Annotated in this window: 17 protein-coding genes and 1 pseudogene; 12 read left to right on the top strand and 6 right to left on the bottom strand. The window is 60.2% G+C overall.

The features are described from left to right. The first annotated feature begins 268 nt into the window (after window positions 1-268). The 3 genes from ACZ6ZO_RS00200 to ACZ6ZO_RS00190 are packed head-to-tail and all read left to right on the top strand — an operon-like array spanning window position 269 to window position 3,063. Window positions 269-763 carry an FxsA family protein gene (locus tag ACZ6ZO_RS00200; RefSeq protein ID WP_182386094.1) on the top strand — a complete coding sequence of 165 codons (495 nt, stop codon included), beginning with the start codon at window positions 269-271 and terminating at the stop codon, window positions 761-763. Continuing rightward, window positions 760-2,214, top strand: a complete 1,455-nt coding sequence (lnt, locus tag ACZ6ZO_RS00195; RefSeq protein ID WP_465289725.1) for an apolipoprotein N-acyltransferase — start codon at window positions 760-762, stop codon at window positions 2,212-2,214. Before ACZ6ZO_RS00200 ends, lnt begins: the two co-directional genes overlap by 4 nt. 45 nt (window positions 2,215-2,259) lie before the next feature. Continuing rightward, window positions 2,260-3,063: a polyprenol monophosphomannose synthase gene (locus ACZ6ZO_RS00190; RefSeq protein ID WP_465289723.1), complete on the top strand. Its 804-nt coding sequence runs from the start codon at window positions 2,260-2,262 to the stop codon at window positions 3,061-3,063. Between the two features lie 48 nt (window positions 3,064-3,111). Here the strand turns inward: ACZ6ZO_RS00190 and ACZ6ZO_RS00185 are convergent, their stop codons facing one another. Further along, entirely contained in the window at window positions 3,112-3,495 is a 384-nt protein-coding gene (locus ACZ6ZO_RS00185) for an RNA polymerase-binding protein RbpA (RefSeq protein ID WP_182386091.1), read from the bottom strand. Between the two features lie 138 nt (window positions 3,496-3,633). On the opposite strand from ACZ6ZO_RS00185, the gene ACZ6ZO_RS00180 reads away from it, so the two are divergent. From ACZ6ZO_RS00180 to ACZ6ZO_RS00170, 3 genes are read left to right on the top strand one after another with little or no spacing between them, the layout of a single operon-like run. Beyond that, the gene (locus tag ACZ6ZO_RS00180; protein WP_182386090.1) at window positions 3,634-3,993 is read left to right on the top strand and encodes a hypothetical protein; all 360 of its coding nucleotides are present in this window, start codon (window positions 3,634-3,636) and stop codon (window positions 3,991-3,993) included. A gap of 12 nt (window positions 3,994-4,005) precedes the next feature. Then, the gene (locus ACZ6ZO_RS00175; protein ID WP_182386089.1) at window positions 4,006-4,704 is read left to right on the top strand and encodes a YceI family protein; all 699 of its coding nucleotides are present in this window, start codon (window positions 4,006-4,008) and stop codon (window positions 4,702-4,704) included. Next, complete coding sequence (locus ACZ6ZO_RS00170; RefSeq protein ID WP_182386088.1) at window positions 4,705-4,869, top strand: hypothetical protein; 165 nt, start codon at window positions 4,705-4,707, stop codon at window positions 4,867-4,869. A 394-nt stretch (window positions 4,870-5,263) separates the two neighbouring features. Here the strand turns inward: ACZ6ZO_RS00170 and soxR are convergent, their stop codons facing one another. Both soxR and ACZ6ZO_RS00160 read right to left on the bottom strand, forming a co-directional pair. After that, window positions 5,264-5,701, bottom strand: a complete 438-nt coding sequence (gene soxR, locus ACZ6ZO_RS00165; RefSeq protein ID WP_182387202.1) for a redox-sensitive transcriptional activator SoxR — start codon at window positions 5,699-5,701, stop codon at window positions 5,264-5,266. A gap of 121 nt (window positions 5,702-5,822) precedes the next feature. Continuing rightward, on the bottom strand, window positions 5,823-7,187 hold the full coding sequence (locus ACZ6ZO_RS00160; RefSeq protein WP_465289720.1) for an amidase: 1,365 nt from the start codon (window positions 7,185-7,187) through the stop codon (window positions 5,823-5,825). Between the two features lie 136 nt (window positions 7,188-7,323). Between ACZ6ZO_RS00160 and ACZ6ZO_RS00155 the strand changes: the two genes are divergently transcribed. Both ACZ6ZO_RS00155 and chrA read left to right on the top strand, forming a co-directional pair. Further along, complete coding sequence (locus ACZ6ZO_RS00155) at window positions 7,324-8,697, top strand: MFS transporter (RefSeq protein ID WP_465289718.1); 1,374 nt, start codon at window positions 7,324-7,326, stop codon at window positions 8,695-8,697. A 78-nt stretch (window positions 8,698-8,775) separates the two neighbouring features. Next, a pseudogene (chrA, locus tag ACZ6ZO_RS00150) lies at window positions 8,776-9,924 on the top strand (chromate efflux transporter); the annotation flags it as partial. Between the two features lie 7 nt (window positions 9,925-9,931). Here chrA and ACZ6ZO_RS00145 read toward each other — a convergent pair. Continuing rightward, on the bottom strand, window positions 9,932-11,242 hold the full coding sequence (locus tag ACZ6ZO_RS00145) for a class I SAM-dependent methyltransferase (RefSeq protein ID WP_465289716.1): 1,311 nt from the start codon (window positions 11,240-11,242) through the stop codon (window positions 9,932-9,934). A gap of 199 nt (window positions 11,243-11,441) precedes the next feature. Here ACZ6ZO_RS00145 and ACZ6ZO_RS00140 point away from each other — a divergent pair, with 199 nt between their 5' ends. Next, on the top strand, window positions 11,442-12,770 hold the full coding sequence (locus ACZ6ZO_RS00140; RefSeq protein ID WP_465289714.1) for an NAD(P)/FAD-dependent oxidoreductase: 1,329 nt from the start codon (window positions 11,442-11,444) through the stop codon (window positions 12,768-12,770). Window positions 12,771-12,824: 54 nt separating this feature from the next. Continuing rightward, on the top strand, window positions 12,825-13,652 hold the full coding sequence (gene thiD / locus ACZ6ZO_RS00135) for a bifunctional hydroxymethylpyrimidine kinase/phosphomethylpyrimidine kinase (RefSeq protein ID WP_465289712.1): 828 nt from the start codon (window positions 12,825-12,827) through the stop codon (window positions 13,650-13,652). Here thiD and ACZ6ZO_RS00130 read toward each other — a convergent pair. Next, window positions 13,617-14,201 (bottom strand): class I SAM-dependent methyltransferase, encoded by a 585-nt coding sequence (locus ACZ6ZO_RS00130; RefSeq protein ID WP_182386081.1) that lies wholly within the window; start codon window positions 14,199-14,201, stop codon window positions 13,617-13,619. The genes thiD and ACZ6ZO_RS00130 overlap by 36 nt on opposite strands. 10 nt (window positions 14,202-14,211) lie before the next feature. Further along, window positions 14,212-14,652, bottom strand: coding sequence for a PaaI family thioesterase (locus ACZ6ZO_RS00125; RefSeq protein WP_465289710.1), 441 nt, complete (start codon window positions 14,650-14,652; stop codon window positions 14,212-14,214). A gap of 62 nt (window positions 14,653-14,714) precedes the next feature. On the opposite strand from ACZ6ZO_RS00125, the gene gndA reads away from it, so the two are divergent. Next, on the top strand, window positions 14,715-16,169 hold the full coding sequence (gene gndA / locus ACZ6ZO_RS00120; protein WP_465289708.1) for an NADP-dependent phosphogluconate dehydrogenase: 1,455 nt from the start codon (window positions 14,715-14,717) through the stop codon (window positions 16,167-16,169). 6 nt (window positions 16,170-16,175) lie between these two features. Then, the gene (locus tag ACZ6ZO_RS00115) at window positions 16,176-17,459 is read left to right on the top strand and encodes a DEAD/DEAH box helicase (RefSeq protein ID WP_465289706.1); all 1,284 of its coding nucleotides are present in this window, start codon (window positions 16,176-16,178) and stop codon (window positions 17,457-17,459) included. Window positions 17,460-17,464: the final 5 nt, after the last annotated feature.

The raw sequence follows: 17,464 nt of genomic DNA, 5'->3' as shown, positions 1-17,464 counted from the left end.
ATGACGATGATCCCAGGATGTCGATGTTTTTCATTAACCCATCCTGGAAACATCGTCAAACCACTATCAGCATCACCACCCACCGCAGCACCCACCTGGAAAAACACTCCGGGGCTGCGCTGGCCCCGGTTTTGACGATGTCGCGTTGACGATAACCCCAGGACACCCACACAGTTCACGAACCCCATCCTGGAAACATCGTCAATCCACTATCAGCAAACCCGCGCTGCTTTACAAAGACTAGCAAGCCAACCGGTAGGGTAGTAGCGTGCCTTTGATCATTGCTCTTCCCTATTTCCTTATCGAGGCCCTCGCGTTCTGGGGTGTCTCCGAGGCCATCGGCGTCGGCTGGGCGCTGCTTGCGCTGTTTCTGTGCTTCTTTGGCGGCCTATTCTTGGCGGCCTTTGAGATGAAGCGCATTGGCCGCGTCGCGCTGCACCAGCAGCAGGTTAACCCTGGTCGGCTGGCTGGTGACTATGGTTTGTTGGCCGCGGGTGCGATCTTGGTGGCTGCGCCTGGTTTTGTCACCACAGCGCTCGGATTGTTGCTCATTGTGCCGCCCACGCGGGCGTTGGCGCGGAAAGCCCTGGCAAAGAAGCTGCGTGTGAAGATTGAAAACTTAGGCATGCGTGGTTTTGAGGCAACGAATAGGTATCGGGAGCACACGGTCTATGGGTCCTTCGCGGATCCTAACAAGCCGGTGATCGACGAAGACGAGCTCAAAGGCTGGTCGGACAATGTCAAGCCGGAGGACTTTAAGTGAGGCTTCTGGCTCGGCTCGTGCTTGCCGGAATCGGCGGGTACGCTTCGTACGCTTCTTTTGCACCGCTCGGTTGGTGGTGGGCCGGCATTCTCGGCCTCGCCGCGTTAGCTGTGGCCCTGATGCCGTGGGGCGATGACCAGCCCCGTAAGCGCTCTGGCGCGCTGATCGGCCTGACTTATGGTTTGGCACTTTATGTGCCGCTCTTGCCGTGGATCGGCGAGTTTGTGGGCGCGGTTCCGTGGCTTGCGCTGGCGGTGACTGAGTCGCTGTATTTCGTGGTTTTCGGATTCTTGGCTGTGCCCATCGCGCGCTGGAAGCACTGGGGACCGCTGGCGTTCGCGCTGTGGTTCGTGGCCATGGAGTTCGTCCGATCCAACTGGCCGTTTGGTGGCTTCGCCTGGGGGCGCCTGGGCTGGGGTCAGATTGAGGGGCCGGTGGCGCAGTGGGCGTCGATAGGCGGGCCAGCGCTGGTCACCTTCGTTGCGGTCTTCGTAGGCGCGTTGCTTGCTTCACGACGCCTCATCCCCGCAATCGGCGCATTTCTGCTGGTGTGCTCTGGTATGGCGATCCCGCTGGTCCAGCCCGCTGGCGCGCCCACCGGGGAGATCAAGGTCGCTGCGATCCAGGGCAATGTGCCCCGGTTGGGCCTTGATTTCAATGCGCAGCGCCGCGCGGTGCTCGCCAATCATGCCCGCGTCACCGAAGAGCTCGAAGAGCCGGTGGATCTGGTGATTTGGCCGGAGAACTCCTCCGATGTCAACCCATTTAGCGACGATAAGGCCCGGCAGCTCATCACCGGTGCCGTGGCCAAGGTCAACGCGCCGACCCTAGTCGGCACGATCACCGTGGACGAGGTTGGGCCACGCAACACCATGGTGGTGTTCAACCCGGATGGCACGACAGGGGAGTACCACTACAAAAAGTTCCTGCAGCCCTTCGGGGAATACATGCCCTACCGGGATTTCTTCCGGCGCTTTTCCTCCTTCGTAGACATGGCTGGCAACTTCCAGCCGGGTGATGGCGACGGCGTGGTGACCATGAAGGACGTGAAGGTGGGTATTGCCACGTGCTATGAGGTTGCGTTTGATGCTGCTGCGCGGACGGCCGTCGATAAGGGCGCGCAAATCCTTGCCACGCCGACGAACAACGCCACCTTCGGGTTCACCAACATGACTTACCAGCAGATGGCCATGAGCCGAATGCGGGCCATCGAGACCGACCGCGCCGTCGTCATCGCAGCGACCTCTGGCTCTTCGGCGCTGATCCGTCCCGACGGTTCGGTCATCGAGGAAACCGCGATTTTCCAACCTGCGACGCTCGTGGACACGCTGCCACTGAAGGACAGTCGCACCATCGCAGTCCGGTACGGGCACTTCATGGAGCTGATCATGGTGGGGCTCGGGCTGGCTGCAGCGGTCCTGTCGCTGATGGTGTCGCGCCGCCACAGGTAGAATGGGCACAAGAACTGTCACCGAATAGGGGAGAAACTTAAACTAATGAGCAATCCAAGTGATCTCACGCTCGTGATCATTCCGACGTACAACGAACTGGAGAATCTGCCGCTCATCACCGGACGCGTCCGCAAGGCAACTCCTGAGGTAGATATCCTCATCGTCGATGACAACTCCCCAGACGGCACCGGCGAAGCAGCCGACAAGCTCGCCGCCGAAGATAGCCACATCAAGGTCCTGCACCGCGAAGGCAAGGGTGGCCTGCTGGGCGCTTACCTTGCCGGATTTGAATGGGGTCTGGAGCAGGGCTACACCGTGCTCTGCGAGATGGATGCCGACGGCTCCCACGCCCCTGAACAGCTCCACCTGCTGCTAGAGAAGATCGATGCCGGGGCAGACCTGGTGATCGGTTCCCGCTACGTACCAGGTGGCAAGGTGGTGAACTGGCCGAAGAATCGCTGGCTGCTGTCCAAGGGCGGCAACCTGTACATCGGCCTGATGCTCGGCTCCGGGCTCACCGATATGACCGCAGGCTACCGCGCTTTCCGACGCGAACTGCTGGAATCCTTAAACTTCGAAGAGCTCTCCGCCGCCGGCTACATCTTCCAAGTAGATGTGGCACGTCGCGCCGTCGCCGCCGGCTGGGATGTCGTAGAGGTGCCGATCACGTTCACCGAACGGGAGATCGGGGAGTCCAAGCTCGATGGTTCCTTTGTCAAGGATTCCCTACTTGAGGTAACCAAGTGGGGCCTGGCGCACCGCGGCGAGCAGGTTCGTGAATTGGCTAAGGAAATGTACGGCCTGGTCAAGTACGAAATCGAGAACAAGCGCAAGAAGCGCTTGTACTAAAAGTAAAACCCTACTCAGGTCACCTGAGTAGGGTTTTTGTGTGGCTTTCTAGCCTTGTTGTGCGGCTTCCTCCTGCTGCTGCTTGAGCAGGCGGGCAGCGTTACGACGGCGCTTGCGCAACAACTCGATGCGCTCTTCCAGGAGCACGTCCAACTCTTCGATGGAGCGACGCTCGCGCAGCATGTCCCAGTGGGTACGAGGTGGCTTGACCTCTTTCGCTTCCTGGCCTTCGCCTTCCATCAGCACGCCTACCTGGCCGTTTTTGCACAGCCAGGTGCTTGGGATTTCAGCGTCGTCGGCGAATGGGACCTCGTACACCTCACCGGTGTCCGTCTTGTACTTGACCATTTGACGTGGCGCGAGATCGTGGTCTCGGTCCGTTTCGTAGGAAACAGCGCCCATGCGGCTGCCACGAAGTACGCGATCTGCCATGTAAATTCAGTCCTTAGCTAGTGATACACCCACGAAAAGGTGACTTCCGGGCAATATTTCGCCATTATAGCGGTTTTAGGGTGTGGCTTGCACGTGGGGTTTAGCAAAGGCGAGGACGAATCGACTATGGTTTAGCACGTGAAACCGTATTCTGCTTCGTCACCCTCGTATGCAGAGACCCCACAGCCCACGACGTGTGCCTGGTGTGGCACACCGATTGAGGTTTCGGGTCGAGGTCGACCGAAAAAATACTGCAGTCATTCCTGCCGACAACGCGCCTACGAACAACGCAACAATGTTGCGGGTACGGCTATTCCCGCCGAGGCTGTGATTCTGCGGCCGGAGAAAGCTTCTCGGCTCAAGGATTCATTGTTTGAGCTGCGTTGCGCTGCAGAGGACGTTGCGACGGCCGCGTCAGAGGGAGCTGATGGAGAAGAAATCCGGCAGCTGTGCGAAGATTTAGTCGAGCTTGCTCGGTCCATCGAGAAACTACGTTAGGTCAATTCCTCCATGCAACAGACGTACAACAAGAAACTGATCATCGGTATGGTCGTGGCGATTATTGTCGTCGCACTCGCCAGCGTGGTTCCGGTTGCGTACAAGGCTTACATGACGCCCGGTGTGAAAACTGAAGGCATCCAAGTCGAGGGCGCGAAGAATGCTTCCACTGATTTCAACGGTGCGTGGCACGTAGTCAAAGCGGCTCCTGGTAACCCGACATCCGTCGGTTACACATTTTGGGAGATCCTTCCTGGCGAACGTCGTGCTACCTCGGGTAGCACTAATAACGTCACGGGTGACGTAACTATCGCACAGGGGAAGCTCAATGCGGCGAAAATTACGGTCGATATGACGACCATTCACACCGACCGAGAAAAGCGCGATATCAACGTGCGCATGAAGTTGCTTGAGACGGACCAGTTCCCAACGGCAACCTTCGCAGTCGATGAAGGCGCGGGAATTGACGTGTCGTCAGTGCCAGACAACGGGACCATCGGCAAAGTGACCGTGCCGGGAACCCTCACCATCCACGGCGTGTCTAAGCACATCCAGGCTGAGATGGAAGTGCTGCGCACTGGCGACAACATGGTCGTGGGAGCGAACATCCCAATCAACCGGTTGGATTACGGCGTGGAGACGCCAGACTTCGTGGCAGCGAAGATTGATACCGAAGGGCACCTGAACATCCGCATCGCGCTGGAGAAGTAAATGCCCACAGAGAAGCTCATCCCGTGGCTGTGGTTCCGGCTGGTGGCGTTGCTCGCGTTCTTTATCTTCGTCATGACGCAGCAGATGCCGCTCGTAGCCGGGATCACGCTGATCTTGTTTGTTCTGACAGCGTTTCAACTACGTACGGCCTACAAAAACAAATAACTGTCCGATAATGTACATTATGTCAAATAGGGCATCGGTACACTGGTTCCATGACCAGCCCACAGCCCTACCCTCCATCCGGCGCCGTGTAGTCAGTCTCCCAGCATCTACTTGGATACCTGAAGTATTTTCACGCCAGCCTGCTTGAGCGAGCATCCGAGCAGCCCAGCATTCACGTTCCACTAACACCGAGTGGCTGGTCAGCCGCCGAGCTCCTCAATCACGTCGCACACATGGAACGGCGTTGGCTCGTATGGGGTTTCCTCGGCCAACACGTAGACAATGTCTGGGGCGATTGGCACGACGGTTCGTGTCACGCCCCACACGCAACACTGAGCATGCTTCACGACGCCCTAGCCCAGAACCTTGACGTGGCCGTGGAGGTTAATTCCCATCACTGAGGGGTTCGAGTTTCACAGCCCCCAGTTCCCACATGCCACAACCGGTCCTCCGGGTTATAAAGCGAACAACTTTCCAAGCTGAGGCAGCCACAACCGATGCAGCTATCAAGGTTGTCTCGCAAGCGCTTCAGACGTTCGATTTGAAGATCCATCCGCGGACGCCACGATTCACTGAGTCGCTGCCAATCGGCTTTGGTTGGCACCGCTTCACCGTGTGGCAGCTCACCCAAAGCTTGAGCTATGTCGTCGAGGCTCAGCCCCACTTTTTGCCCCACTTTTATGAAGGCAACCCGCCGCAGGACACTTCGCTTGAATCGCCGTTGATTTCCAACGTTTCGATGACTCGCGATCAACCCTTTTGATTCATAAAACCGGACAGCGGAAGGTGCCACACCGGCGCGTGCTGCTACTTCACCAACAGAAAGCTCCATCGCATTCTCCACAACCTCTTGACTTAAAGTTAACTTTAAGTTGTAGTTTTGGGGTATATCAACAGAAACCTTCTACCACCAGCAGGAATTAACCGACCCCGCCTTTGAGATATGGCACCTACTACACGGAGTTCGTTAACCATTCGGCCACGGACACCAGAACCTCTTCCCCATTCGAAGGTCCAATGAGCTGCACCCCGATAGGCAGTCCATCCCCCGCCCAACCTGTGGTCACATGCGCAGCTGGCTGCCCAGAAATGTTGGTAAAGGCGGTAAACCCGACGGAGGACGCCGAAGCCACCATCGCCCCAATCATTCCCTTACCCCGAAGCGCTGGAATCCGGGCTGGCCGCTTCCCCAGAGTCGGAGATAGCAGGACGTCATAGTCCTCAAATACCTCATCGACAGCCTTTCCTATGGCGAGCGACCGCCGCTTCGCCCACTCGATGGCACTTGCTGGGATCAGCTTGCCAACCCGCACCACTGCTTGCGAGCGAGATTCGAGCAGTGACGTATCTTTCAGCAGCTCATACTCAGCTAGTGGGCCGGTGAAGAATTGGATCAGAAAAGGCAATGTCGGGTTCGGAAATCGTACCGTCGCGTCGGAGACCTCGTGCCCCTGCGCACGCAACAGCTCAGCAACCCGAGCAACCTCATCTCGATGTTCTTTGCAAGCTTTCCGGCCATTGGAAAAGGCCCGCTGCACCACGCCTATCCGTAAACCGGAAAGCTCGCGCAAGCAGGCGTCAACCAAGGAGCCAATCGGCTCTGCATGCCAGGAATCCGTGTCGGCCGTGCCGGAAATGACGTCGTAAAGCAGTGCACTATCTCGCACGGTGCGCGTCAGCGGGCCGACGGTCCCCAGTGCGTGCCAGAGGTCAGGAAAAGGCGCCAGTGAGACGCGTCCGCGCTGTGGCTTCAACCCGAATAAGCCGCATTGCGCTGCTGGAATACGGATTGATCCACCACCGTCGCCGGCCATACCTGCGGGCACCATCCCGGATGCGACTGCTGCGGCAGTACCACCAGAGGAGCCGCCAGTGGTGCGGGAAAGATCGTGTGGGTTGCGGACTATCCCCTTCGATTCGGTCTCCGTGAAGGCCCAGCAGCCAAACTCCGGCATTCTGGATTTCCCGACGATGATGGCTCCGGCGTCGAGAAGGCGCTGCACCGCCCACGCATTGCCGGGGTCGCGAGTGGTTTGCGTCGCCGTGCCGAAAGTGGTGGGAACCTCCGCGACCGGCATCTCGTCCTTAATCACAATAGGCACCCCGTGGAGCACTCCCCGACCGCTCGGCGGAGTTTTATCCAACTGGCGCGCCCGCGCGAGCGCCTCGTCTCGTAACACAAATGAAAGTGCGTTGAGGGTGGGGTTGAGTTCATCGATTCGCTGCAGGCACGCCACTATGCCGGTTTCTGCACTGGTCAGTGCAACTTTTTCCCGCCAACTATAGACATCGCACTCATGCCACGGAATACTGGTCATACGCCTACTATACGACACGCCAACGGTTACCAACACCAAATTGTTCTACAGGTTGGGAATTTCTTTCCATTGTGTGAGATTTTTGTGTTAGTCTCGAGAAACCCTATTCCGACTAGCTTCACACAAGGTGGTGTTTATGACCCAAGCGACAACCTCTACGCACACTGCGACACAAGTACCGGGCGCCAAGCTCGACAAAAAAACTAAGCGCCGAATCATCATTGCGTCCACAGTGGGCACCACCATTGAGTTCTACGACTTTTATGCCTACGCCACCGCCGCAGTGGCCGTGTTTCCCTTCTTGTTCTTCCCCAAGAACGAGGACCCCACTATCGGCCTGCTTGCGTCCTTCGCCACCTTCGGCCTCGCCTTCGTCGCCCGCCCCTTGGGCTCCGTCGTCTTCGGCCATTTCGGTGACCGCATCGGTCGCAAGGCAACACTCGTCGGCTCCCTGCTGACCATGGGTATTGCTACCTTCATCATCGGTTTGCTCCCCACCTACGCCCAGGCGGGAGTGGCCGCGCCAGCGATGCTCGCCCTGATGCGTTTCGGCCAAGGCCTTGGCTTGGGCGGCGAATGGTCGGGCGCTGCGCTGCTGGCTACTGAAACCGCCGAAAAGGGTAAGCGTGCCTGGGCCGCAATGTGGCCACAGCTCGGCGCGCCATTCGGATTCCTCACTGCCAACGGACTGTTCCTGATCCTGGTCACGTTCCTCGGTCACACCAACGGCAGCACCGAAGGCGCCTTCATGGAATGGGGCTGGCGTATCCCATTCCTGCTCTCCGCAGTAATGGTGCTGGTCGGACTGTACGTGCGCTTCAAGTTGGAAGAAACCCCAGTGTTTACCGACGCCCTGAACAAAGGCAAGAAAGTCAAGACCCCACTGGGTGAGGTGTTCAAGACATCCTGGAAGCCACTGATCATCGGCACCTTTGTCATGGTGTCCTGCTACACCATGTTCTACCTGGTTACCACCTGGATCCTGTCCTACGGCATTGGTAAGAAGGAACTCGGCGTGGGCCTCGGGATCCCTTACATCCACTTCCTGAAGCTGCAGATCATCTCCATCTTCGCGTTCATCGTGGGCATTCCGCTGGCCGGATGGCTCGCCGACCGGTTCGGTCGCCGCCGCACCCTGATCGTGGTGTCCTTCATCATGGTTGGGTTCGGGTTCACCTTCCCAGTGTTCCTCGCACCGTCCTCCGCCACCGAGGGTAGCGTCCTGATGTTCCTCACCTTGGGCATGTTCATCATGGGTCTGATCTTCGGGCCAATGTCGGCCGTGCTGCCGGAACTCTACCCGACCAACGTTCGGTACACCGGTTCCGGTATCGCCTACAACGTGTCCTCCATCCTCGGTGCCGCGATCGCACCGTTCGTAGCAACGTGGCTGGTCAAACACCACGGTGTCGCGTCGGTGGGGATCTACCTGATCGTCGTGTGCATGATCTCCCTCATCGCGATCTTCGCTATGAAGGAAACGAAGGACCACGATCTCACGGCTATCTAACTGTTAGCAAGCAACCCAGCCCCATCCGCCCTAAACTAAGCCACTACGACTGTCTCTTCGTCCCGTGGCTCCGCTTGGGAAGTTCTCAAGGTGTTTACGGCGCTGGGGCTTACTTCTTTTGGTGGCCCCACCGCCCATCTCGGTTATTTCAAAACCGCATTCGTCGATCGGCGCCGGTGGCTCGATGAGGCCGACTACGCAAATACCGTGGCGCTCTGCCAATTCCTCCCCGGCCCCGCTTCCTCCCAGGTGGGCATGGTGATTGGGTTTCGGCGCGCCGGTTACCTGGGAGTGCTCATGGCGTGGCTGGCCTTCACCCTCCCCTCTGCGGCCACCCTCACCGCGTTCGCGCTGTTGGTGAAGAACTCCGCGTGGGTGGATCCGCAGGCCGGTTGGCTCGCGGAGCGACTGGCCGCAGCCGTGGCGGTGGTGTTCCACGCGGTTGCTGGGATGGCGAAGAACCTGGCAGCAACAAAGGTCACTGCCACCATCGCCGTGTTGTCCGGGATCACGGTGTTGGCGCTGCCCGGTCCGTGGACGCATCTCCTCGTGATTTTCGTGGCTGCCTTGGCGGGGATGGCGTTCTGCTCGGCGAGCGAACCTACCGCGGCTGCTCACACTGCGACGGTTCCGCAGTCGGTGGCGATTGCTGCTCTCACTGTTCTTATCGTTGCAATCGTTGCGCTTCCTGTGCTGGCACGGACAACCGGCAATCACTTCCTGGAGATGGTGAACGCGTATGTCAGTTCTGGCGCGCTCGTTTTCGGTGGCGGGCACGTGGTGATGCCGCTGCTCGAGCAGCACACTGTCGCCCCAGGGTGGGTAACGCACACCGAGTTTTTGGCCGGTTATTCTGCCGCCCAGGCAGTTCCGGGCCCGTTGTTTACCTTCGCGTCCTTCCTCGGTGCTGCGGACGCGGGACTGCTCGGCGCGTTCATCGCTACCGTCGCGATCTTCGCCCCGTCCGCGTTGTTAGTGCTGTTCGGGTTGCACTACTGGGATCGGCTTTCCCACCCGCTGCGGGTGCGTAAAGCGTTCTCCGGCGCTAATGCGGCCGTGGTCGGGTTGCTTGCCGCCGCTCTCTACCAGCCGGTCTTCACGCACGGGGTCACCGGCATCGCTAGCCTCGGTATCGTCGCAACGTGCTGGCTGGGCATGGCGAAATGGGGCGTGCCACCGTGGGCCATCGCCGTGGGTGCGGCGCTCGCCGGTTGGGTGCTGCTGTAGCGCAGGCTTAACGACGCCCCGACCTGTTCCTCGTGGTCAGCGTGAATTGGACCGCGTCCAAACACCCCAGGTTAAACAGCGCTTCCAGGAGCGCAAACTGGTAGATCCACAGTCGGCGGAACACGGAGTCATAGCCCGCGGCCGCGGCCTCGCGCAGATTACTTTCGAAAACTTCCCGCTGAATGCGCAACGACTCCCGGTAGTGCTCACCGAAGTGCTTTTGCCCGATGATACGCAGCCCGGTTTCTTTATCGACGAGTTGATGAAGCTCCTCGGGCGTCGAGAAGCGCAGTGCTGGCCACAGGTAGCCCTGCAGCACTGCCAGGGCCGACCGCGAGTTAGGGCCAAACACATCGGTGGCCACCACGGTTTGCATCCCGATGAAGCCGCCCACTGTCAGCATCCGGTCGAGTGCTTTGAGGTACGAAAGCCGACCATCCTTGCCCATGTGCTCCAGTTTTTCCAGAGACAAAATGCAGTCATATCGGCCGCGCCAATCCTCCCGGGAGGGAAACGCCGCCGGCAACGTGTAGGGATGCACCTGGTTGGTTGCTCCGTTAAGAGTAATGAATTCGTCCAGGGCCACGCGATGATCCGGGTCAGAGGTCAGCACGTCCACCGTGGCACCCCGCGCCGACGCCTGCATCGCGAGCGCCCCACCGGAGCTAGGGTATTCGAGCACGTCAGCACCCTGGTCCACCACAGCTGCATCCAGCAGGCTCGCCATCACGCGCTCCTGTGCGGCAGGGAAATCGGCGCGCTCCACGTCAATTGGGGCTGACACATACGTCACGTCCACAAAGTGAGAGGCCGGCTCTTTGCCTCGCCCGGCGCCAGGCACGAAGCTTTTGGTGGCTTTCCGCACGGTGGTGGGAACTCCGGAGGCGAACAATCCACCGCACAGGGACACGCCGTCCTCTGAGGTCAGCTGCACGAGATCAGCGGGAAGTTCTTGGCCTGTCCCGCGACTCGGGGCTTTCTTCGCCAGGCGCTCCCTCCGCGGGGCGTAGCCTACCCCCAACAGTTTCTCAAGCACTTTCGTTAGATCGGGGGCCGTCCATTCCCCGGCCATAAAGGATTCTGCGAGCCCCAACCAGCCAGACTCAGCCAGGCGAACAAACAACTCGTCGTGCACCACTACCAGATCCGGGCTATCTCCCTCCACCTCGAGGCCGGCCTTGGCACAGGCAGCAGCGAAACGCTGCTCAGCACGGCGAGCCCGGAAATTGCTAATCGGCCCCGGCTCGGTGACATTCACCAGCGCAGACCAGGTTTGCTCATCCACATTGGCAAGGTGTTCAGGAGTGTATGTAGCCATCCGGGTTCTCGCCACCTCGATTCTGTGCTCAGCATCGGATGCTTCCCCAGCTTAATGTTCGACAGCGCGCACAGTGATCAGCGACACGTAAAAGCGCACCACAGTGTGGCTAAGGCAACCGTAGTGTGAGCGTTATCCCAATAGGGTTTAAGATGGAATACCTAACCATTGGATTTTTCCTATCAGGAGCACAAACTTTATGACTGAGCAGCCTTACCGCCCAGCCGGAGGACGCCACCACGTTATTGTTATTGGATCCGGTTTCGGCGGATTGTTTGCCGTTAAGCGCCTCAAGAATGCAGACGTCGATGTGACCCTCATCGACCGCACCAATCACCACCTCTTCCAGCCACTGCTTTACCAAGTAGCGACCGGCCTGCTTGCTTCCGGCGAGATCGCTCCGGCTACCCGCCAGATCCTCGCAGACCAGGACAACGCGTACGTGGTCAAGGCCCGCGTCACCGGTGTTGACATCAAGGCTCAGACCGTCACCACCCAGCTGGGTAACAACACCAAGGTGTTTGAATATGACTCCCTGATCGTCGCTGCTGGCGCCGGCCAGTCTTACTTCGGCAACGATCACTTTGCTGAGTTTGCCCCTGGCATGAAGAACATTGACGACGCCCTGGAGATCCGCGCCCGCCTTATGGAAGCCTTCGAGCGTGCCGACATGACGTTGGATCCACACCTGCGCGAGCGCTACATGACGTTCACCATCGTCGGCGCTGGCCCAACCGGTGTTGAGCTTGCTGGCCAGATCGCTGAGATGGCTAACCGCACCCTGAAGGATCAGTACCGCAACATCGATCCATCGCAGGCCAAGATCATCCTACTCGACGGCGCACCACAGGTTCTGCCACCATTCGGCAAACGCCTCGGCCGCAACGCTCAGCGTCGCTTGGAAAAGATCGGCGTCACCGTGATGCTCAACTCCATCGTGACCGACGTGACCGAGGAAGCAATCACCGTCAAGAATATGAAGGACGATTCGGTCCAGACCATCCGTTCCTTCTGCAAGATCTGGTCCGCTGGCGTCGCCGCCAGCCCGTTGGCGAAGCAGATCGCTGACCAGGCTGGTACCGAATGCGACCGCGCCGGACGCGCAATCGTCAACGACGATCTCACCGTGGGCGAATACAAGAACGTCTTCCTGGTGGGCGACATGGCTAACTGCAACAACCTGCCCGGTGTCGCCCAGGTTGCGATGCAGGGTGGCGAGTACGCTGCCGAGCAGATCATCCTTGAGCTGGGTGGCCGCACCTGCGAACGCCCGAAGTTCGAATACTTTGACAAGGGTTCCATGGCCACCGTCTCCCGTTACTCTGCAGTGGTGAAGATGGGCAAGGTCGAAACGACCGGCCTGGTCGGCTGGATCATGTGGCTGGCCGTCCACATCATGTTCCTGGTCGGCTACCGTAACCGCTGGACCGCCGCGTGGGCATGGGGCCTGAACGTCCTGTCCCCGAAGCGCTGGCAAATGACCGTCACTGATCAGCAGCGCAAGGCTCGTAACCTGATCGAGCAATAACCAACCTGTGCCCCCTAGTTTCCTACTAGGGGGCACCTTTTAGGAGACCTACCGATGCCCCGCCCTATCCCCCGCGTCTTGTCCATCGCCGGTACTGACCCCACCGGGGGCGCAGGACTGCACGCTGACTTGAAGTCCATTCTGGCCGCGGGTGGCTACGGCATGGGCGTGGTCACGGCACTGGTGGCCCAAAACACCCACGGGGTGCGCAGCGTCCACATTCCCCCGGTTGATTTTCTCCAGCAGCAACTCGCCGCTGTCTCCGACGACGTGACCATCGACGCCGTCAAAATCGGCATGCTCGGCACCACGGATATCATCCGCACGGTCAGCAACTGGTTCGCAGCCATTGACGCCCCGCTCATCCTGGATCCGGTGATGATCGCAAGCTCCGGCGACCGCCTGCTCGACGCCGAAGCGGAACAGGCATTGCGTGAACTAGCAGGTCGCGCGACGATTATCACCCCAAATCTTCCCGAGCTCGCCGTTCTCACGGGCACTGAGCTTCCCGACGCGGACTCAGCACACCAGGCCGCGCAGCGCTTCGCCGCGGAGACGGGGGCTATGGTCGTCGTTAAGGGCGGGCATTTGAGCGGAGCAGAAGCCGGAAACTGGCTTATCGACGCCACCGGGGTCCTCTCACACACCTCCACACCCCGGCTACAGACCTCCAACACGCACGGCACGGGCTGTTCGCTCAGCGCCGCGCTGGCCACCAAATACGCGCAGCTCGCCGACGCGCCCGCTGCCCTCGAGTGGGCGACGCGCTGGCTACACGACGCCATCAGTAACGCCGATGCCCTCGAGGTGGGATCGGGGCACGGCCCCGTCGACCATGGCGTGTGGCTACGCCCGCTCCAACACGGCGACGATAAACCCTGAGCTCGGCAGGAACGGCTTCATATCCCACGTGGACAGTAATAGGCTCTCCGTGAGCCCTGCCTCGGCGCAGTCCTGCAAGAACTGCCGGTAGTGGTAGCCACGATCCGTGCCGAAACCGATCACCAGTCGACCATCCTCGGCGAGCTGCCCGGCGAGCGCCCGCAACGCTGGGAGCCGACCCGCCGGAGCCAGGAACGTCATCACGTTTCCGGCAGAGAAAATGATGTCAAAAGGGCCAGCGGGCACCTCTCCCAGTGCAAGATCCCCCACCTGCCACTGCTGGTCAGGAAAATCCTGCTGCGCATGGCCAATGAGGACCGGATCAATGTCCACCCCCACCACGGTATGACCGCGTTGCGCCAGCACCCCGCCGACGCGACCGGTGCCACAACCTGCGTCGAGGATACGGGCGCCGCGCGGGGCGAGGGCGTCAAGGAAACGCGCCTCACCGTCAATGTCCTTGCCCTCCGCTTGGAAGTTCTTCCAGCGTCGGGCGTAGTTTTCTGAATGCTCGGGGTTCGCCGCCACGATCTCGTTCCAGGTACGCATAGCAGCTAGCCTAACTGGAAAGAACCATCGTGCGGAGCGTGGTGACGGCAAGCAATTTATCGCGGTGCCGACACCGAATCTCAAAGGCCTGGGTGGTGCGGCCAGCGTGAATCGTGATTGCCTCCGCCTCGATCACACCAGAACCACACGCCGACAGGAAATTGGTGTTGTTGTTCACGCCAACCACCGGCCGTCCCCCGGCCGCTGCGAACCCGGCGATAGAGCCCAGCGTTTCCGCGATACTGCAGTACACCCCACCGTTGACAATCCCGGCGATCTGAAGCAACTCCTGGGTGACCGGGATCTCCGCGGTCACTCGGTCAGCGCTGACGAACGTGAATCGCACCCCGATGTGCCGGGAGAATCCGCGATCAGCGGCGTTGAGTTGTGCGAGTTCTTCGTCGTTAAGTGGCCGGTTCTGTGCCTGGGCAAAAAGTGCAGCTAGTTCCATACCGAAGCATTTTAGACCGCTTAACCACGGCTGCACGGGACGCACCAGGTACGATGTGAACCATGACTGAGAACAATGCTCTTGCACACATCGGTGTTGTCGGTTTGGCCGTTATGGGCTCAAACCTGGCACGCAACTTTGCTTCCCGTGGCCACACCGTGGCGCTGTTCAACCGCACCTACGAAAAGACCGCAGTTCTCATGCACGAGCACGGCGATGAGGGCAGCTTCATCCCTACCAAAACCATTGAGGAGTTCGTCGCCGCCCTCGAACGCCCGCGTCGCGCGATCATCATGGTTCAGGCTGGCCCCGCCACCGACGCCGTGATCAACCAGCTTGCCGACGCCATGGAACCAGGCGACATCATCATCGACGGCGGCAATGCCCTCTACACAGACACCGTTCGCCGCGAAAAGGAAATCTCCGCACGTGGCCTGCACTTTGTCGGCGCCGGTATTTCCGGTGGTGAGGAAGGCGCACTCAACGGCCCAGCCATTATGCCAGGTGGCCCGAAGGAGTCCTACGAGTCCCTCGGCCCGCTGCTGGAATCCATCGCAGCTGTCGTGGACGGCACCCCGTGCTGCACCCACATCGGCCCCGACGGTGCCGGCCACTTTGTCAAGATGGTGCACAACGGCATCGAGTACGCGGACATGCAGGTCATCGGCGAGGCCTACCACCTGCTGCGCTACGCAGCCGGGATGACCCCAGCCGAGATCGCCGAGGTGTTCAAGGAATGGAACACCGGTGACCTGGACTCCTACCTGGTGGAGATCACCGCTGAGGTGCTCTCCCAGGTGGATGCGGAGACGGGCACGCCGCTTATCGACGTCATCGTTGATTCCGCAGGCCAAAAAGGCACCGGCCGCTGGACCGTCAAGGCCGCCCTCGACCTGGGCATTGCCACCACCGGTATTGGCGAAGCCGTGTTCGCCCGCGCACTGTCGGGTGCTCGCACCCAGCGCGCCGCCACCATCGGGAACCTGCCCTCCGGCGAGCTGTCCTCCCTGGAGGCACAGGGCGTGGACAAGGCGCAGTTCATTGAGGATGTGCGCCGCGCCCTCTACGCATCCAAGCTGGTCGCCTACGCCCAGGGCTTCGATGAGATCAAGGCAGGCTCCGAGGAGCACGGCTGGAACGTGGATCCACGTGACCTGGCCACCATCTGGCGTGGTGGTTGCATCATCCGCGCCAAGTTCCTCAACCGCATCAAGGAAGCCTACGACACCAACCCAGATGTGGAATCCCTGCTGCTCGACCCATACTTCAAGGGCGAGATGGACGGGCTGATGGATTCCTGGCGTAGCGTTGTCATCTTGGCCACGCAGCTCGGCCTGCCGATCCCTGTGTTCGCGTCCTCCCTGTCCTACTATGACTCGCTGCGCGCGCAGCGCCTCCCAGCAGCACTGATCCAGGGCCAGCGAGACTTCTTCGGCGCGCACACCTACGAGCGCACCGACAAGCCGGGCAAGTTCCACACCCTGTGGAGCGGCGACCGCAGCGAAGTTGAGGCCTAAACCTTCTTGACTACCTTCGCTGATTTAAAGCTGCCGGTTCCCCTCGTCCACGAGCTCACTCGGCTCGGCATCACCACCCCTTTCCCCATCCAAGCGGCTGCCATCCCGGACGCGCTCCAAGGAAAGGACGTGCTGGGACGCGGGCCAACGGGGTCCGGCAAAACCTTCACCTTCGGCCTGCCGATGATTGCTCGTCTCGCGCAGGCCGGGGCGTCGCGGCCTCGGCATCCCCGTGGCCTCATCCTCGCGCCCACCCGCGAACTGGTGGCCCAGATCAAAGATCGACTTGATCCCCTCGCTGCGGCGATGGGACTTCGAATCGTGGATGTTGTCGGTGGGGTCGCCATCTCCAGACACATCCAAGCCTTGGTCACGCCGGTGGATATCCTCGTGGCCACTCCGGGCCGCGCACAGGATCTGATCAACCAAGGGGAGCTGTTTCTGGACTCGATTCAGATCACCGCGCTGGATGAGGCCGACCACATGGCAGACATGGGGTTCCTCCCCCAGGTGCGCAAGCTACTTGATCTGACTCCCAAGGATGGGCAACGCCTGCTGTTTTCGGCGACGTTGGACGGGGACGTCGATAAGCTTGTGCAGCGGTACCTGACCACGCCGGTCACGCATTCCACCGCGCCCGTCGAAGCGGCCGTCGACACCATGACGCACTACCGGCTCCTGGTCGGCGACCGAGACTCCCGCAACGGCATCGTGCTGCGCATCGCCGCTCGCGACGGTAAGACCATCATGTTCATGCGCACCAAACACGGTGTGGACCGGCAGGTAAAGAAGCTCCGGCGGGTTGGAATCAATGCGCTGGGGATCCACGGCGACAAAGGACAGACCACCCGCACTACCGCCATCGAAGGGTTCACCTCCGGCGACGTTCCCGTGCTGGTGGCTACCGATATCGCTGCCCGCGGCATCGATATTTCCGGCGTGTCGCTCGTGGTGCACGTGGACCCGCCCGCAGAACACAAGGCCTATCTGCACCGTTCGGGGCGTACGGCCCGCGCGGGAACTTCCGGGGCCGTTGTCACGTTAGTAATGCAAGAGCAACGTGATGAAGTGGAGAAAATGTGCCATAAGGCCGGCGTGAACGCGTCAGAAATCGATGTGGTAGCTCGCCCTGGTGAGCTCACCCGACTCACCGGTGCCCGCACGCCATCAGGTAAACCTCTGCCACCACCGGGCCACAACCAGCCGAAGGCCACAACCCCGAGCAAACCTCCTCGCCGTCGCTCGAAGAAGAAAACACCCATCGCTAGACCCCGGGGCAAACGTAACTGACACCT

It is taken from the genome of Corynebacterium sp. NPDC104732 (genome assembly GCF_055583565.1).
The sequence above is the reverse complement of the archived record's forward strand: the minus strand, read 5'-3'. Positions and strand labels throughout refer to the sequence as shown.

Bases quoted from the DNA above. Each gene is read 5' to 3' on its own strand.
- ACZ6ZO_RS00190 (WP_465289723.1), top strand. From the start codon at position 2,260: ATGAGCAATCCAAGTGATCTCACGCTCGTGATCATTCCGACGTACAAC.
- ACZ6ZO_RS00185 (WP_182386091.1), bottom strand. From the start codon at position 3,495: ATGGCAGATCGCGTACTTCGTGGCAGCCGCATGGGCGCTGTTTCCTAC.
- ACZ6ZO_RS00175 (WP_182386089.1), top strand. From the start codon at position 4,006: ATGCAACAGACGTACAACAAGAAACTGATCATCGGTATGGTCGTGGCG.
- ACZ6ZO_RS00170 (WP_182386088.1), top strand. From the start codon at position 4,705: ATGCCCACAGAGAAGCTCATCCCGTGGCTGTGGTTCCGGCTGGTGGCG.
- soxR (WP_182387202.1), bottom strand. From the start codon at position 5,701: ATGGAGCTTTCTGTTGGTGAAGTAGCAGCACGCGCCGGTGTGGCACCT.
- ACZ6ZO_RS00160 (WP_465289720.1), bottom strand. From the start codon at position 7,187: ATGACCAGTATTCCGTGGCATGAGTGCGATGTCTATAGTTGGCGGGAA.
- ACZ6ZO_RS00155 (WP_465289718.1), top strand. From the start codon at position 7,324: ATGACCCAAGCGACAACCTCTACGCACACTGCGACACAAGTACCGGGC.
- ACZ6ZO_RS00145 (WP_465289716.1), bottom strand. From the start codon at position 11,242: ATGGCTACATACACTCCTGAACACCTTGCCAATGTGGATGAGCAAACC.
- ACZ6ZO_RS00140 (WP_465289714.1), top strand. From the start codon at position 11,442: ATGACTGAGCAGCCTTACCGCCCAGCCGGAGGACGCCACCACGTTATT.
- thiD (WP_465289712.1), top strand. From the start codon at position 12,825: ATGCCCCGCCCTATCCCCCGCGTCTTGTCCATCGCCGGTACTGACCCC.
- ACZ6ZO_RS00130 (WP_182386081.1), bottom strand. From the start codon at position 14,201: ATGCGTACCTGGAACGAGATCGTGGCGGCGAACCCCGAGCATTCAGAA.
- ACZ6ZO_RS00125 (WP_465289710.1), bottom strand. From the start codon at position 14,652: ATGGAACTAGCTGCACTTTTTGCCCAGGCACAGAACCGGCCACTTAAC.
- gndA (WP_465289708.1), top strand. From the start codon at position 14,715: ATGACTGAGAACAATGCTCTTGCACACATCGGTGTTGTCGGTTTGGCC.